At 42.2% G+C, this 15,664-nt stretch carries 19 protein-coding genes; 4 read left to right on the top strand and 15 right to left on the bottom strand.

Annotation, left to right across the window (positions count from 1 at the left end; translation table 11 throughout):
- Positions 1-108 precede the first annotated feature (108 nt).
- From ychF to secA, 11 genes are all read right to left on the bottom strand, one after another.
- On the bottom strand, positions 109-1,212 hold the full coding sequence (ychF, locus tag OFO12_RS03410; protein ID WP_270869468.1) for a redox-regulated ATPase YchF: 1,104 nt from the start codon (positions 1,210-1,212) through the stop codon (positions 109-111).
- Entirely contained in the window at positions 1,212-2,675 is a 1,464-nt protein-coding gene (locus OFO12_RS03405; RefSeq protein WP_270869467.1) for a leucyl aminopeptidase, read from the bottom strand. Before OFO12_RS03405 ends, ychF begins: the two co-directional genes overlap by 1 nt.
- Positions 2,644-3,267 (bottom strand): DedA family protein, encoded by a 624-nt coding sequence (locus OFO12_RS03400; RefSeq protein ID WP_270867955.1) that lies wholly within the window; start codon positions 3,265-3,267, stop codon positions 2,644-2,646. The genes OFO12_RS03405 and OFO12_RS03400 overlap by 32 nt, the downstream gene beginning before the upstream one ends.
- Position 3,268: 1 nt before the next feature.
- A complete protein-coding gene (apt, locus tag OFO12_RS03395) occupies positions 3,269-3,832 on the bottom strand; it encodes an adenine phosphoribosyltransferase (RefSeq protein WP_270864995.1) in 564 nt (187 codons plus the stop codon).
- Positions 3,829-4,071, bottom strand: a complete 243-nt coding sequence (locus OFO12_RS03390; RefSeq protein ID WP_270858827.1) for a hypothetical protein — start codon at positions 4,069-4,071, stop codon at positions 3,829-3,831. Before OFO12_RS03390 ends, apt begins: the two co-directional genes overlap by 4 nt.
- An 8-nt stretch (positions 4,072-4,079) precedes the next feature.
- A complete protein-coding gene (locus OFO12_RS03385; protein WP_270869466.1) occupies positions 4,080-4,598 on the bottom strand; it encodes an RpiB/LacA/LacB family sugar-phosphate isomerase in 519 nt (172 codons plus the stop codon).
- A 9-nt stretch (positions 4,599-4,607) separates the two neighbouring features.
- On the bottom strand, positions 4,608-5,453 hold the full coding sequence (lepB, locus tag OFO12_RS03380) for a signal peptidase I (protein WP_270869465.1): 846 nt from the start codon (positions 5,451-5,453) through the stop codon (positions 4,608-4,610).
- Positions 5,454-6,308: a bifunctional methylenetetrahydrofolate dehydrogenase/methenyltetrahydrofolate cyclohydrolase FolD gene (gene folD / locus OFO12_RS03375; RefSeq protein ID WP_270869464.1), complete on the bottom strand. Its 855-nt coding sequence runs from the start codon at positions 6,306-6,308 to the stop codon at positions 5,454-5,456.
- A gap of 125 nt (positions 6,309-6,433) precedes the next feature.
- Positions 6,434-6,637 (bottom strand): hypothetical protein, encoded by a 204-nt coding sequence (locus OFO12_RS03370; RefSeq protein ID WP_270858823.1) that lies wholly within the window; start codon positions 6,635-6,637, stop codon positions 6,434-6,436.
- A 24-nt stretch (positions 6,638-6,661) separates the two neighbouring features.
- Positions 6,662-7,852: an ABC transporter permease gene (locus OFO12_RS03365; protein WP_270858822.1), complete on the bottom strand. Its 1,191-nt coding sequence runs from the start codon at positions 7,850-7,852 to the stop codon at positions 6,662-6,664.
- 38 nt (positions 7,853-7,890) lie between these two features.
- Complete coding sequence (gene secA, locus OFO12_RS03360; RefSeq protein ID WP_270869463.1) at positions 7,891-10,575, bottom strand: preprotein translocase subunit SecA; 2,685 nt, start codon at positions 10,573-10,575, stop codon at positions 7,891-7,893.
- A 121-nt stretch (positions 10,576-10,696) separates the two neighbouring features.
- On the opposite strand from secA, the gene lolA reads away from it, so the two are divergent.
- The 4 genes from lolA to hemC are packed head-to-tail and all read left to right on the top strand — an operon-like array spanning position 10,697 to position 13,113.
- A complete protein-coding gene (gene lolA / locus OFO12_RS03355) occupies positions 10,697-11,209 on the top strand; it encodes a LolA-like outer membrane lipoprotein chaperone (RefSeq protein WP_270864989.1) in 513 nt (170 codons plus the stop codon).
- A 9-nt stretch (positions 11,210-11,218) separates the two neighbouring features.
- Positions 11,219-11,695 (top strand): low molecular weight protein-tyrosine-phosphatase, encoded by a 477-nt coding sequence (locus OFO12_RS03350; RefSeq protein WP_270869462.1) that lies wholly within the window; start codon positions 11,219-11,221, stop codon positions 11,693-11,695.
- A gap of 35 nt (positions 11,696-11,730) precedes the next feature.
- On the top strand, positions 11,731-12,171 hold the full coding sequence (locus OFO12_RS03345; RefSeq protein WP_270864987.1) for an FxsA family protein: 441 nt from the start codon (positions 11,731-11,733) through the stop codon (positions 12,169-12,171).
- On the top strand, positions 12,172-13,113 hold the full coding sequence (gene hemC, locus OFO12_RS03340) for a hydroxymethylbilane synthase (RefSeq protein ID WP_270869461.1): 942 nt from the start codon (positions 12,172-12,174) through the stop codon (positions 13,111-13,113).
- Positions 13,114-13,272: 159 nt separating this feature from the next.
- Here the strand turns inward: hemC and OFO12_RS03335 are convergent, their stop codons facing one another.
- The 4 genes from OFO12_RS03335 to OFO12_RS03320 form a co-directional block, all read right to left on the bottom strand.
- Entirely contained in the window at positions 13,273-13,413 is a 141-nt protein-coding gene (locus OFO12_RS03335) for a hypothetical protein (protein WP_270869460.1), read from the bottom strand.
- Positions 13,414-13,905: 492 nt separating this feature from the next.
- Positions 13,906-14,106 (bottom strand): hypothetical protein, encoded by a 201-nt coding sequence (locus OFO12_RS03330; RefSeq protein ID WP_270869459.1) that lies wholly within the window; start codon positions 14,104-14,106, stop codon positions 13,906-13,908.
- Between the two features lie 57 nt (positions 14,107-14,163).
- Positions 14,164-15,348, bottom strand: coding sequence for a replication-associated recombination protein A (locus tag OFO12_RS03325; protein ID WP_270869458.1), 1,185 nt, complete (start codon positions 15,346-15,348; stop codon positions 14,164-14,166).
- Between the two features lie 93 nt (positions 15,349-15,441).
- Positions 15,442-15,615: a DUF1328 domain-containing protein gene (locus OFO12_RS03320; RefSeq protein ID WP_442867994.1), complete on the bottom strand. Its 174-nt coding sequence runs from the start codon at positions 15,613-15,615 to the stop codon at positions 15,442-15,444.
- Positions 15,616-15,664 lie beyond the last annotated feature (49 nt).

Genomic DNA, 15,664 nt, shown 5'->3' with positions numbered 1-15,664 from the left:
TAGATAAATTTGCAAATTTCACCTCAAAAATTTCAAGCAATTTTAATGTAAAAAAACTTAAATTTTAAGAAAAAAAATCAAAATTTGCATATTTCAAAAAAAAATTAATTACACATTAAACCTAAAATGCATTACATCGCCATCATTTACGACATAATCCTTGCCTTCTAGACGCATTTTTCCTGCCTCTTTTGCCCTACTTTCGCCTCCATGCGCCACGAAATCATCGTAGCTAATGACCTCTGCACGGATAAAGCCACGCTCGAAATCATTATGTATCACGCTAGCTGCCTTTGGTGCTTTCCAGCCTTTGGTTATCGTCCATGCGCGCACTTCCATAACCCCAGCGGTAAAATAGCTTATCAAATTTAGCTTCGCAAAAGATCTTCTGATGATATTATCTAGTCCGCTTTCTTCTGCGCCTAGACTTTGAAGCATTTCGTGCGCCTCATCATCACCTAGACCGATTAACTCCTCTTCGATTTTAGCGCAAAGCTTGATAACTTCGGCATTTCGCGCATTTGCATACTCTTTTACGGCCGCGACATACTCATTATCCTGCGCTATGCCGTCCTCATCGACATTTGCGCCATAAATCACCTCTTTTGCAGAAAGCAGGCGCAACTCTTTGTTTAGGCTCGCAAACACTTCGCTGTCTTTGTCTGCGAAATTTGAAGCAGGTTTGCCTAAATTTAAATGCTCTAAAAGCTCATTTGCGAGTGCCAAGGCCTCTTTGGCGCCTTTGGCGTTTGCTTTGGCCTCTTTGTTTAGCCGTTCGATTTTTCTACCTAGCTGCTCGATATCGGCTAAAACAAGTTCAGTTTCGATGATTTCGATATCGCGGATCGGATCGATACTGCCCTCGACATGCGTGATATTGCCGTCTTCGAAGCAACGCACGATATGCAAAATAATCTCAGCTTCACGGATATTTGAGAGAAATTTATTTCCCAAACCCTCGCCCTTGCTAGCACCCTTTACAAGTCCAGCGATATCGACAAATTCGATTGTCGAGTGCATAATGCGCTCTGGATTTACGATTTTGGCTAGCTCATCAAGCCTAGTATCAGGCACTGGCACGATAGCCTTGTTTGGCTCAATCGTGCAAAATGGATAGTTTTGCGCCTGGGCATTTTGCGCCTTTGTTAGCGCATTAAAGGTGGTAGATTTGCCCACATTTGGCAAACCTACGATTCCAACAGAAAGCCCCATTAGCCCCTCTTTTCTAGCTCTTTTTGCAGAGCCATTAGGTAGTATAGATTTGCTCTAACTGCCGCACCTGTCGCGCCGAATTGGTTATATCCCCACGCTTTTTCGACATAGGCTGGGCCTGCGATATCGAGGTGTAGCCATTTGTCTTTGAATTCAGGTTTGATAAATTTATCAAGGAAAAGCCCCGCTGTGGTCGTGCCACCGTATCTGCTAGACGCTGTATTTGAGACATCTGCGATATTTGATTTGATAAGTTCTCGCAAATAATCATTAAATTCTAAAATCGTAAAAAGCTCGCCACTAGCTTTGGTTAAATTTTTAAATTTTAGCTTTAACTCTTCGTTATTCCCTAAAATTCCGCTTGTGTATTCGCCAAGTCCCACTACGCAAGCCCCTGTAAGCGTCGCCATATCGATTAGCAAATCAGGATTTAGATCTTGGGCATAGCTTAGACAATCAGCCAGCACTAGCCTACCCTCTGCGTCTGTATTTCGCACCTCGATACTCACGCCAGAACGAGAGATTAGCACATCGTCTGGTTTGTAGGCGTTGCCGCCTATCATGTTTTCGGTAGCGCCGATTATAGCGTGTATTTCAAAAGGCAAATCAAGCTCGGCAGCGCCTTTGATAATCGCCATAGCTGCAAGCGCGCCACTTTTGTCGGCTTTCATTGTGAGCATATAATCGCTTGGTTTTAGGCTAAGTCCGCCACTATCATAGGTCAAACCCTTGCCCACGAAAACGACCTTTTGAAGGCATTTTTCAGGTTTGTAGGTAAGGTGGATTAGGCGTGGGCGATGAGCTGAGGCGCGATTGACAGCCAAAAACGCGTTCATTTTCTCTTCTTCCAAAAATCTCTCATCATACACAGCTACGCTGACATCATCGTAGTTTGAAGCCAAAATTTCAGCCTCATCTGCCATTTTGTGCGGAGTGTAAATTTCAGGGATTTCATTGACGCCGTTTTTGGCAAAATTCGCCGCGTCCGCCATAATAGTGCCAAATTTCACGCCACGACCAGCTTTATCGGCTTCTAGCGTAGAGCCTGTGTATGTGTCGCTAGCGATAAAAATTTCATTTAGAGTGTAGGATTTTTTTTCGCTTTTGTATTTGTTAAACTCATACGCGCCCAAGACTGCGCCCTCGGCCATAGCCATTGCGCTTTTTTTCGTGCAACCACAATCATAAAATGCGATTTTGAAATTTGAAATTTTAAGATTTTTTAGCGCGTTGTATGCCTGCGCCACGCCCACTCTCACGCGGTCGTATTCTAGGGCTTTTATGCCTACATATAGCCTTTTTTGCTCGCTTAAAAGCAAATTTCCCTCGCCTTTGTAATCAAAAAAATCAAATTTATCGCCGTCTTTGACAAAGCGGTGAGCTGTGTCGCCACCGACGATAAAAATCACTTCAAAATCCGCATTTATCGCGTCAAAATTTTGATTCAATAATGTTACTTTCATCTCTATCCTTTCTTAAATTTATAAAATGATTTTCTAATCTTGCAAAAATTTTATAAAACCCAAAGACAATTCCGGCAATCAGCGGTATCGCAAAATACCAGTATTGCTCGATCAAATTTATCGCTTGCCAAATTTGCTTGCCGAAATACCACGCAGGTATCATCGTCATACTTGCCCACGCAACTGCGCTTATAAAATTTATAAATGCAAATTTTTTGGCACTATAACGGGTAATGCCGATACTCATCGGGATTATCATACGCAAACCATACATATATCGCTGGATAAATATCAAAATCCAGCCCCAACGCTGTAAAAGCAGGTGCGCGATAGCAAATTTACGGCGTTGGGTGGCGAGTTTTTTGCTAATGTAGTTTTTATTATACCTGCCGATATAAAAATAAAATTGATCGCCCGCAAACGCCCCACACGCCGCGACAAAAATACCAAGCGGTAAATTTATATGCCCCTCGTGCGCCAAAATCCCGCCCAAAACTAGCGCGATTTCGCCCTCTAATGCGCACCACGCAAAAAGCACGATATAAGCGTATTGATGATACTGGGTTAGAATTTCTTTGAGCGTTTCTTCCAAACTAAGCCTCTAAAACGCAATAAACTTTCGTTCTTGCTTCAAATTCGCCCAGATCGTTTAATGCGCGCAAATTTAGCAAAAAACACGCTTCCACGCAATCGGCGTTTGTTTGTGCAATCAAATCAAGCGCGGCTTTGGCAGTGCCACCAGTAGCGATTAAATCGTCGATTAAAAGCACTCTGGCTTTGCGGTTTTGCGCGTTTGCGACTGCGTCAAAGGCATCGACATGCATTTCAACTTGATCGAAGCCGTATTCGAGAGAGTATTTTTGCGAAATGGTGATATATGGAAGTTTTTTTGGTTTGCGAATCGGCACGAAAGCCAAATTTAGCCTAGCCGCAAGTGCCGCACCAAAGATAAATCCCCTGCTCTCAATCCCTACGATATAATCAAGCTCGTAATCCTTGTAGCGATCTACGAGATGATCTAGCAAAAAGCTAAATGCCTTTTTATCGCCCAAAAGTGTCGTTACATCGTAAAACAAAATCCCAGGTTTAGGGAAATCCTCGATAGTCCTTAATGATTTAAAAAGATAAGCTTTATCATCATTGCTTAAAGTTTTCATCCTCTATCCTTTAATAATTTTGCATTTTGCAATCTTAAATTTAACTTTTCTGCTTCGTCGCTTTGCAAGGCCTGTATGCTGAGCTCCAACGCAGATTTTAGCTTTTCTTGATTTTCTTTTAGTTTTGAAATTTCGTCTTCGCATTTTGCCAATTTATCGTAAATTTTCATATTTTTACGGATCGAAAGCACCAACAATACAGCCAAAACAAAGCTTAAAATTTCAAAAACTACTATCATATCTCGCCCTATTTTGCGCTCATATCGCAGGCAATCACGCCTAGCTTATTCACGCGTCTTTCGTGTCTGCCACCGCTAAAATTTGTGCTAAAAAATGTCTTTATCATATCCTCAATCTCGGCGATTCCTAGCACTCTTGCGCCAAATGCAAGCACATTTGCGTTATTATGCTCCCTGCAAAGCCTAGCAGTTAAGCTATCGTGGCAAAGCGCGCAACGAATATGTGCATGGCGATTTGCCGCAATCGAAATCCCAATGCCTGTGCCACAAATTAAAATTCCATAAATTCCAAATTTTGTGCTATCTTCGCTGTTTTGCTCGCCGTTTGCGCTAGCTAAATTTTTGCTTTCAGCCAAAATTTTATCAGCCAAAATTTTCGCGAAATCAGGATAATCCACGCTGATATTTGCGTCATTTGTGCCTAAATCTTCGAACTCATAGCCCAAATTTGCGATTATTTTTTTGACCTCTTCCTTCACAGCCGGCGAAGCGTGATCGCCCGCAACAAAAACCTTTTTTACCTGCATATTTTCCCTTTACTTTTGCTCATAAATCAAGCTCTCATCGCTTTGAAGCGTATCGATGAAACGCCCTATTCTCTCCCAGCGGATTTTTTTATCTGGGTCGATACTAAAATAAGTAAACCACGGCTTGCCTACGATTAGGCGATACGGCACGGTGCCCCAATACCTGCTATCGCCCGAGTTGTTGCGGTTATCGCCAATCATAAAAAACTCATCTTGCGGAACTTTGATATAAAATGCGTTAAATTTCACACCGCCGTATTCATAGACCTTCTCGCTCTCAGCCACCATTATAGGGCGCATTGCTAGGCTTTTGCGCTCTAAATTTCCAAGCATGCTTGCCCGCATGGCGTTTCTAAAATGCGGATTGTAGTTTATGCCTTTGAATTTATACGGCTCTTTGACATATTTTTGTCCGTTTAAGATGACAATATCGCTTTTATCGTAGTTTTGCTCTATAAATTCATCGCCCTCGTTTGGTCTGAGGTAGAAATTATCTAAATCAAAAATCACTTCATCTCCACCAACGGCGAAATTTCGCTTGACATAGTGAATTTTCTCGTCTTTTGGATAGCGAAATACCACGATATCACCACGAGCTGGGCGTTTGCCTTGGATTAAATGTCCGTCTCCGTCGTTATCTGGGGCTACTGGAACCTCGATAAATGGGATATGAGGAGTTGGTATTCCATAGCTAAATTTTTTCACAAACAAAAAATCACCCTCTAAAAGCGTAACTCTCATCGATCCGCTTGGAATCACGAAAGCTTGCGCCACAAAAAGTATGATAAAAAGCACAATGCAAATCGTGCCAATCCAGCTAGATGAAAAGCGATAAAGCGAACCTAAAAATTTCATTTATTTGCTTCTTTTTAGGCGGTTGCGCGCCGATGTGATTGTGTTTTGAAGTAGCATTGCTATGGTCATAGGACCCACGCCACCAGGAACTGGCGTGATAAATGAGCATTTAGGCGCGACTGCGTCGAAATCCACATCGCCAGTTAGTTTGCCGTTTTCTAGGCGGTTTATGCCTACATCAATGACCACTGCGCCATCTTTTACCATGTCAGGGGTTACGAAATTTGGCTTTCCAATCGCTGCGACTAAGATATCAGCCTGCGAGCAAATTTCGGCTAAATTTTTAGTGCGAGAGTGTGTGATAGTAACGGTAGAATTCGCGTTTAAAAGCAAATTTGCCATAGGTTTGCCGACTATATTGCTTCTGCCAATTACCACAGCGTTTGCGCCGTTTGTCGCTATGCCGTATTCAGCCAAAAGTCGCATAATGCCAAGTGGCGTGCATGGCACAAAAGCCTCTAATCCGCTAACTAGCCTGCCGACATTTACAGCGTGAAATCCATCGACATCTTTGCTAGGATCGATTTTTTCTAAAATTTTATTTGTATCAATGTGTTTTGGAAGTGGAAGTTGGACAAGTATGCCATCGACATTTTCATCAGCATTAAGCTCATCAATTAGCTCTAATAGCGCAGTTTCGGCAGTTTGCGCGCTTAGATGATATGGGTAAGAATTTATCCCGCACGCTACGCACGCCTTTTCTTTGCTAGCCACATAAGTAGCACTAGCCTTGTCCTCGCCCACTAAAATCACCGCAAGCCCCGGAGTTACACCCTTCGCACTAAGCCCTGCGGCTGCGATTTTTACCTCTTCTTTGACCTTTGCGCTTATCGCTTTTCCGTCGATTAAAGTCATAAAAAACCTTTAAATAAAAATTTAAGCTTCAATTTTACCTTAAATTTAATAAAAATCAGATTTATTTTTGGGCTAAATTTGGGAATTTTAAGTGGAAATGGTAGTTAAAAAACTACCATTGAAATTTATCGTTTTATATTTTTGTTTGCTTCTTGGGCTTTGATTACAGCGTCCATGCAGCCTGTGGTGCAACCAGCGCTATTTTGGTTGAAATTTGGCTCGATTTTTTTCTGCTCGATTGGCGCGCTCTCGCTCACGCCCGGCTCTTTCGTGCCAGCACAACCGATAAAAAACCCAGCCACTAGGGCGCATAAAATTAACTTTTTCATAAATTCTCCTTTATTAAATTTAAATTATTCATTACGCAAAGTTTGCAAAACATCGACTTCGGTGGCCTTTTTGGCTGGATACCACGATGAGAGCGCTACTATTATCACAGCTCCTACCACGGTAGAAATCAAATCGCTAAATGAGAGCTCCATAGGCAGTTTGCTGCTTCCATAAACATCGGCTGGCAGGTCGATGATATCGAAATTTCCAAGCAACCAAACCCCAAAAAGCCCCAAAATAAGGCCAAAGATTATTCCGCTTCCGCCAATCGTCGCCCCAAGCGAGAAAAATGTCTTTTTCACCTCTTTTTTGCTCGCTCCAAGGCTAAGCAAAAGCGCGATTTCTTGGCGACGATTCATCACGGTCATCAAAAGCGAACTAACGATATTTAAGCTAGCCACTAAGATTATTAGCAAAAGCACCAAAAAAAGCGCCCGTTTTTCAAGCGCAAGGGCTGAGAAAAAGTTGCCGTTTTGTTGCCACCAACCAACAGCGCGCGCGCTCGGCGGAAGATTTTCTTTAATGATTTCTAAGTCCTTAAATGGATCGTCTGAGAAAACATGCACCCCGTCATATCGCCCCTCGTCATAGCCCAAAATTTTCGCTAAATCGCCCACGCTCGCGTAAGAATACGCCTTATCATAAGCAATCAAACCAGAATCAAAGCTAGCGCGCACCTCAAATCGCTTCATTTTAGGAATCAGCGCAAATCCGCCTGGGTCGTTTTTGGTAAAAATCATTGTGATTTTATCGCCCATATCCAGCATAAATTCGTCCTTTATGCCCTTACCGACCATAATGCCAAATTCACTCAAATTCGCGTCTTTCGCCCCCTGTGCGACGACTGAGTTTATTTGAATTTCATCAGCCAAATTTACGCCAAAGATTATCCCACCCTCTAATCTATCGCCGTTTTTGGCGATGACTTGCGAGCTGATATATGGGCTAAATTTTAAATTTGGGAAATCACCCTTTAAAATTTCGACATCATCGTTTGTGATACCGCCACGAAACTGGCTGTGTATCGTGATAGGATAGTTCATCGTAAAGAGTTTGCGTTGAAATTCTTTATCGAAACCATTCATTATCGCCATTGCGATGATTAGCACCATTAGTCCAATACTCACGCCCAAAAACGCCAAAATCGCAGAAAGCGTGATAAATGGCTGAGATTTGTCGAAACGCAAATATTTAAAAAGTAGATATTTTATCAAAGTCTGCCCTGTGAATTTTGAAATTAGGCGTTTGCAAGTTACCTTGCAAAACCGCCTTTTTTAGGGCCACCTTTACCGTGGCAGTCTTTGTATTTTTTACCGCTTCCGCATGGACATGGGTCGTTTCGTTTAGGTTTTTTCGCGCCTAGCGAAAATTCGCTATTTTCCGCACTTTGATTTTCACTCGAATTTGAATTTTCACTCGAATTTGAATTTTCGCTTGAATTTGAAATTTCATCTTCATTTGTGTTAGCTTCGTTTATTTCGTTCTGCGCTTCGCTACGCATTTGCTCTTGCATAGCCTCTCTTTCGGCGTCGATTTCTTCTTGGGTTTTGAAACGAATTAGTTGCAAAGTGCGGATACTATCGCTTTTTAGGCGCAAAACAAGCTCCATAAAGAGATTGTAGCTTTCTTTTTTATACTCGGTTAGCGGGTCTTTGTGATTGTATCCCCTTAGCCCAATGCCCGTTTTTAGGGTGTCCATTTGGTATAAATGCTCACGCCAGTCGCGATCTACGATTTGTAGATAAAGCATTTTTTCGATCTCTTTGCGCTGAGCCTGATCGATTTGGCTCATTTTTTCCTCGTAAGAGTTTTGAAGTTGTTCTACAATCACGCTTTTTAACTCGCCATAATCATTAGCATTTTTCAAATTCGCCTCATCTAGCATCTCGCCAGTATCGTTTAAAATGCGGTTTATTATCGCCTCATAATCGAATTTTTCCTTCTCATCTCCGTCGAAAATCTCCAAATCATCTAGCACACTTGCGATATACTCTTCGCGGTTTTGCAAAATTTTGTCTTTTAGGTCAAATTCTTTATCCAAAAGCTCGTTTCGGTATTTATAAATCGTCTTTCTCTGCTCGTTTGCGACATCATCGTATTCTAGGATATGTTTTCTAGCCTCGAAATGCAGGCTCTCGACCTTTTTTTGCGCATTTTCTACGGCACGAGAGACCATTTTCGACTCGATATGTTCGCCGTCTTGCAAACCCAAACGCTCCATAATATTTTTAATCTTATCGCTACCAAAAATTCGAAGCAAATTATCCTCTAAGCTCAGATAAAATCTACTCTCGCCTGGATCTCCTTGACGACCTGAGCGACCGCGGAGCTGGTTGTCGATACGGCGGCTTTCGTGGCGTTCTGTGCCTAGGATATAAAGCCCCCCAAGCTCCCTGACTTCATCATTTATGCGGATATCTACACCACGACCCGCCATATTTGTAGCGATTGTTACAGCGCCCTTTGCACCGGCTTCGGCGATGATTTGTGCCTCTTTTTCGTGGTTTTTGGCATTTAACACAGAGTGAGCGATTTTTTCTTTAACCAAAAGTTCGTGAAGTAACTCTGATTTTTCGATCGACGCGGTGCCCACTAAGACTGGCTGACCTTTTTTGTTTAGCCTTTTTACTTCCTCGATTACGGCGTTAAATTTCTCGCGCTCTGTTTTGTAAATCAAATCGTTTTGATCTAGTCTTTGCACTGGGATATTTGTAGGGATTGAAACGACCTCTAATTTATAAATTTGAGAAAACTCAGTCGCCTCAGTTTGGGCTGTGCCGGTCATGCCTGCTAGTTTTTCATACATTCTAAAATAGTTTTGAAATGTAATATCAGCTAAGGTTTGGCTCTCTTCTTGGATTTGCACGCCCTCTTTGGCTTCTAGTGCTTGGTGCAAGCCCTCGCTAAAACGACGCCCCTCGCTTAGTCTGCCTGTAAATTCATCTACGATGATTATCTGTCCGTCACGCACGACATAATTGACATCTTTTTTAAATATATAATTTGCTTTTAATGCTTGGTCTAAATAGTGGCTTAAAACGGCGTTTTCAAGCTTGTATAGGTTATCTACGCCAAAGAGTTTTTCAGCCTTTGCGATACCTGCTTCGGTAATTAGCACACTTTTATTTTTTTCATCTAGGATAAAATCGCCAGTTGGCTTCTCTTTTGGATCATCTGGCGCCTGGCCTTGCACCATTTGTTTGGCTACTTCGTTTGCTTTGACATAGCCATCAAGTGTGCGGTTTGTAGGGCCTGAGATGATTAGTGGCGTTCTAGCCTCGTCGATTAAAATACTATCGACTTCATCGACGATTACGAAATGATGACCTCTTTGCACTTTGTCTTCGCTGCTAAATTTCATATTATCACGCAAATAATCAAAGCCAAATTCGTTGTTTGTGCCGTAAGTTATGTCGCAAGCGTAAGCCTCTTTGCGCTTAGTATCGTTATACTCGCCACCGACTACTACGCCAACGCTTAAACCCAAGAAATTATACAAAACGCCCATTTGCTCGGCATCGCGTTTGGCTAGGTAGTCATTGACCGTCACGACATGCACGCCCTTGCCACTCATAGCATTTAAAACCACAGGAAGAGTTGCGACCAGCGTCTTTCCCTCGCCTGTTTTCATCTCAGCTATCGCGCCGTCGTTTAAAACCATACCGCCGATTAGCTGGACATCGAAATGGCGCATATTTAGCACCCTTTTTGAGGCCTCTCTGACGATAGCAAAAACATCATATAAAATTTTATCAGTTGTCGTTTCGCCCTTTTGGATTTGCTCTTTAAGTGCGTTAAATTCAGCCTTTAACGCCTCATCATCGAGTGCTTCGTATTTTTTTTCTAGCGCGTTTATCTCTTTTGCGCGTTTTGCGTATTGTTTGACCACACGATTGTTTTTCGTGCCAAAAATCCCTCTAACTACTCTTTTAAACATTTCAAACCTTCATTTTAAAATTTTAACCGAACATATTACCATATTTTTAGTTTTTATTTAATTAAACTTAATAAAAACAGCTATAATAACGCAAAATTTTAAATTTAAAGAGGTTTGAGATATGAAAAAATCTGTTTTTGCATTGGCGTTTTGCGCTATCTTTTCGCTCGCAAATCCGCTCGAATTCGACACTCTAAGCGCAAATTTCACCCAAAGCGTCCAAAGCGAAGACGCCAAAATCAACTACACAGGCGATTTTAGCGCGACCAAAGAGCATGCCGTGTGGCACTACACAAGCCCAACGAAAAAAAATATATTTTTTAGCTTCACAAAGGTTACGGTCATAGAGCCTGATTTGGAGCAAGCTATCATCACAAATATCAAAGAAACGCCGAATTTAGTGGCGATTTTATCTGGCGCGAAACAAAACAAATCAGGTGCTTACGAAGCCGAGCTTGACGGCGTGAAATACTTCATCACTACCCAAAACGACGCCCCTAGCCAGATCTCATACACCGACAAACTCGATAACAAAGTCGTCATAAATCTGCAAAGCGTGCGCAAAAACGAGAAAATAGACGAGAAAATTTTCGCGCCAAATATCCCTAATCACTACGACATAATCACGCAATAAAGGGCAGAAATGAGAATTTTATTCGTTTGTCACGGAAATATTTGTCGCTCGCCAATGGCACAGGCCGTCATGGAAAATTTAGTAAAAATTCGCAGTTTGCAGGATAAAATTCATTGCGATTCCAAAGCCACTCACACCGATGAAATCGGCTCTGCGCCCTACTACGAAACCAAGCGAGTATTACGCGAAAAGGCCGTGCCTCTCATGGCTCACACCGCCACGCAAATCACAAAAGCTGATCTTGAAAAATTTGATTTGATTTTGTGTATGGACGAAGAAAACATGCGCGCTCTTGCCCGAATTTTTGGGCAAAATTCGCCAAAAGTAAAATTCTTGCTCGAATTTGCGGTAGGCCAAAACGCGCCAAAATCGCAAAAAATCATCGCAGATCCATACTACACGCGCGATTTTGAGAGCTGTTATGACGATATCGCTAAATCGTGCGAAGCGCTAATGCAAAAAATAGAAAATTTAGAAAGCTTTTGATAAAATTGGCGCTTTAAATTTCAGCAAGGATAGAAATGTTTAGGTTTTTGATACTTCCGTATTTGGTGCTAGAAATGATAATCACATACCATTTTTTGCACGCAAACGGATTTGTGATTTTTGTCATCGAAGTCCTTGCCAGCACGATTTTGGGGCTATTTTTGATGACAAAACGCCCAATGGTAAATTTGGCAAATTTCGCCCGTATCACGCCAAAATATATTTTGAGTGAATTTGGCTTTGTCGCGGCTGGTTTTGCGCTGTGTGTGCCACTCATACTCAGCGATATTTTGGGCGTTTGCTTGCTAGTAGCAGCGGTGATTTTATACCTGAAAAACCCCGCTTCCAAAAACGACACATTTTATCGAAACAGCAGCGATTATAGCGCGCAAAACAGCACCCATTACAGACCCAAAAACCACGCAAACGACGATATAATCGACGCTGAAATCATCGAAGAGAAAAAAGGAGAATAAATGCAAAATTTAATCATAGCCACCCGCGGAAGCGTGCTAGCTTTGTGGCAAAGCGAACACATAAAATCGCTAATCGAGCAAAAACACGGAGTTAAGGTCGAGCTAAAAAGCATGAAAACCAAGGGCGATAAAATTTTAGACACACCGCTTGCAAAAATCGGTGGCAAGGGACTATTTACCAAAGAACTCGAAGAGTGTATGCTCCGAGGCGAAGCCCACCTAGCCGTGCATAGCCTAAAAGATGTGCCGGTTATCTTCCCCGAGGGTCTAGTTTTGGCTGCAATCGGCGCTAGGGAGGACGAAAGGGACGCGATGATTAGCGAAAAATACGCTAAATTTAGCGACCTGCCAAAGGGTGCGAAAATCGGCACCACAAGCCTTCGTCGCAAAATGCAACTACTAAAAATGCGCCCTGATTTAGAGATTATTTCGCTTCGCGGAAATGTCCAAACACGCCTCAAAAAGCTAAAAGACGGCGAATTTGACGCGATAATTTTGGCAATGGCTGGGATTAATAGGCTAAATTTAAGGGCCGAAGTGGCGCATGTTTATACCTTCGAACTCGATGAAATGGTGCCTGCAATGGGTCAAGGCGCACTTGGGATTGAGTGTGCCAACAAAAAAGAGTTGCTCGAAATTTTAAATTTCATAAACGACGAAAACAGCGTGCTTGCGACAAATTTAGAAAGGGCGTTTGTGGCGAGATTGGAGGGCGGTTGCCAAGTGCCAATCGGCGTAAATGCGCAAATCTCAGATGATAGCGTGATCGTGCGCGCGGTCGTAGGACTGCCTGATGGAAGCGAGTTTATCGAGGATAAACTCTGCCTTGCACGCGCAGAAATCGATGCGAAAATGGCGCAAAAAATCGGCGCAGATTTTGCCGATAAATTTATCGCCAAAGGGGCAAAAGAGCTTCTAGCCCGCGCCGAAGCTATGGCGTAAATGTGCCTTTTATGCCTTGCGTGGCGAAAATTTGCCATTGCAAGGCATAAATCTACAAAATTTTAAAATTTCAAATTCCACGAAACACTAAGCTTGAATTTTATTTTTGGATAATTTGCGCTTATTTCAAAGAACTCATCGAAAGGCTAAAACAAGTTTTTACTCGCTACAACCGCCCAAAAGAGCCAAAAAGCCTAAAATTGACCAGCCAGTCGGCAAATCAAAAAACTTTTTCACCACCCATGAAATTAAGCCGATTATGATAAACGCATATAAAAGTCCTAACGCGACATTTTCCATAAATTTGCCTTTGTATGATGAATTTGCTCTGCTTTGGCTACGCCTTTGCTTTGCTTATTTAGATTATATAAAATTTAGTAGGACTCGCACCTACAATACGCAATCTTATCCTGCTTTTAAAGGGATTGCCCGGACTACTATGTTACCGCCATCAACTCTTAGATTTTAAAAGAGCTAGCCAAGCTCTTGGCATTTATGTTTGCGGTAAAGACCTATACCCGCGACCCTAACAAAAGGGCTGAACTTACCCAAAGTGGCTACTTTTGGGTGGCAATCGCAGTCTTAATTCAACATAAAGCTTTAATAAAAATTTCAAAGGTAATAAATGGTGACGAGAGTTGAACTCGCGATGGCACTATTTAAACGGCGCAACACGACCACATAGTATATCTGCCACTTATTACGCTTATATTGTATCAAAAAAGTGAAATTTTACCAAAATAAGGAATTTTACAACAACTCACAAAAGCGAGAGCTTAACGCATAGTAGGGTTAAAAATCCGTATCATACTCGCCACCAAAAAGGGCTAAAAACAGCGCAAAAACCAAAGAGCCATATTTTTTTATCAAAAGAAATAAGATGATAGAAAACAAAATGACCAAAAACATTTCAAGTCCCATTTTCTGCGGTTTTACAAGGATTATAGCAAGAAAATAGCAAAGATTAAAGATAAAAAAATATATAAAAGCCAAAATATCGCTTTTGCAATGATAAATTTGTAAAATTCTATGCTAAATTTTGCGTAAAATTTAAATTTCACCCTTTATCTTTTTAAGCCACTCATCTAGCGTTTTTTCGAAGCCGATTTGTTTGCTGTGATAAAATTTCACTCTCGCGCTAGTGTATTCTTGCTCCACCCAGCCACCGAAATCGTGCGGATAAAGGTAGTTTGCGATCTCTTTGTCCGAATTTATCAAGTGCCTTGGCGTAGGCAAAATTTCCCCCTCTCTCACAAATTTCAAAGCCTCGTTTATGGCGTTGTAAGCGGAGTTTGATTTGGGTGAGTGTGCCAAATACACCGCGCATTGTCCTAGAATTATGCGAGCTTCTGGGTAGCCGATTTTGCTGACTGCCAAAAGTGTATTAACCGCCATATTTAGGGCATTTGGATTGGCATTGCCGATATCTTCGCTAGCTAGAATTACCATGCGCCTAGCGATGAAATCCGCGCTCTCGCCAGCCTCGATTAGGCGCGCCACATAGTATAGGGCAGCGTTGGCGTCGCTTCCACGCAGGCTTTTTATCATCGCGCTTGCTAGCTCGTAGTGCGTATCGTCCGAGCTTACCCCCTGTGCTACGGCACTCGCGCGCAGTGTTTTTAGAGTATCGAGAGAGATTTTACTATCAGCCAAAATCGCAAATTCGAGCAAATTTAAAAGACTTCGCCCGTCCCCTGCGCTAGTGTGTATGAGATACTCTCTGGCATCATCATCGCACGCGAAGCCCAGCTCGCCCTGTACCCGCTCAAAAAGCTCGCTCATTTCCTGCGCTCCCAAAGGCTCAAACTCGAAAATCATCGAGCGAGAGCGAATCCCAGAGCTTATGACAAACTGCGGATTTTCCGTGGTAGCGCCGATTATTATCGCTTCATAATTTTCCATAGGGATTAAGAGGACCTCTTGCTGGGTTTTGCTTAGGCGGTGAATTTCGTCGATGAAAATCAGCGGTTTGGCTAGCACGCCAGAGTGCGTAGATAGGATTTTGCGGATATCTTCGACTTTTAGGCTCGTGGCGTCAAGCTCGTAAAAATCGTAGTTCAGCTCGCTTGCGAGCACGCGCGCCATAGTGGTTTTACCACACCCTGCCGCGCCGAAAAATATACTATGCGGAATTTTGCCAGAGGCGATAAATTTTTTAAAAAGCTCCACGATTTTTTTCTGACCTAGAATTTCATTTAAGCTTTTGGGACGAAATTTTAGCGCTAGACTTTGCATGATTAACCTTTGAAATTTAATGCGTGATTGTAGCGAAGTAAGGATAAATTTTAAGTTACACGCCAAATTTACGAAGCGCAAAGGCTTCGTAAATTAGCGTTTGATGAGCTTAAAAATAAATGAAATCGCAAAAAGCACAAGAAAGACAAAAAACAGGATTTTCGCAATACCTGCGCTTGTGCCAGCGATCCCGCCAAAGCCGAAAATTCCAGCCACGATTGCGATGATTAGGAAGATTATGGCGTATCTTAGCATTTTAGCCTCCATTAAAAATTTCGCCAAAGCGATTGGGGAAATTTTAACGCTATTTGGTAAT

The sequence above is a fragment of the Campylobacter sp. JMF_04 NA10 genome, from assembly GCF_027737655.1.
GTDB lineage: Bacteria > Campylobacterota > Campylobacteria > Campylobacterales > Campylobacteraceae > Campylobacter_B.
Note: the sequence above shows the minus strand (reverse complement) of the source record. Positions and strands in the feature narration are given on the sequence as shown.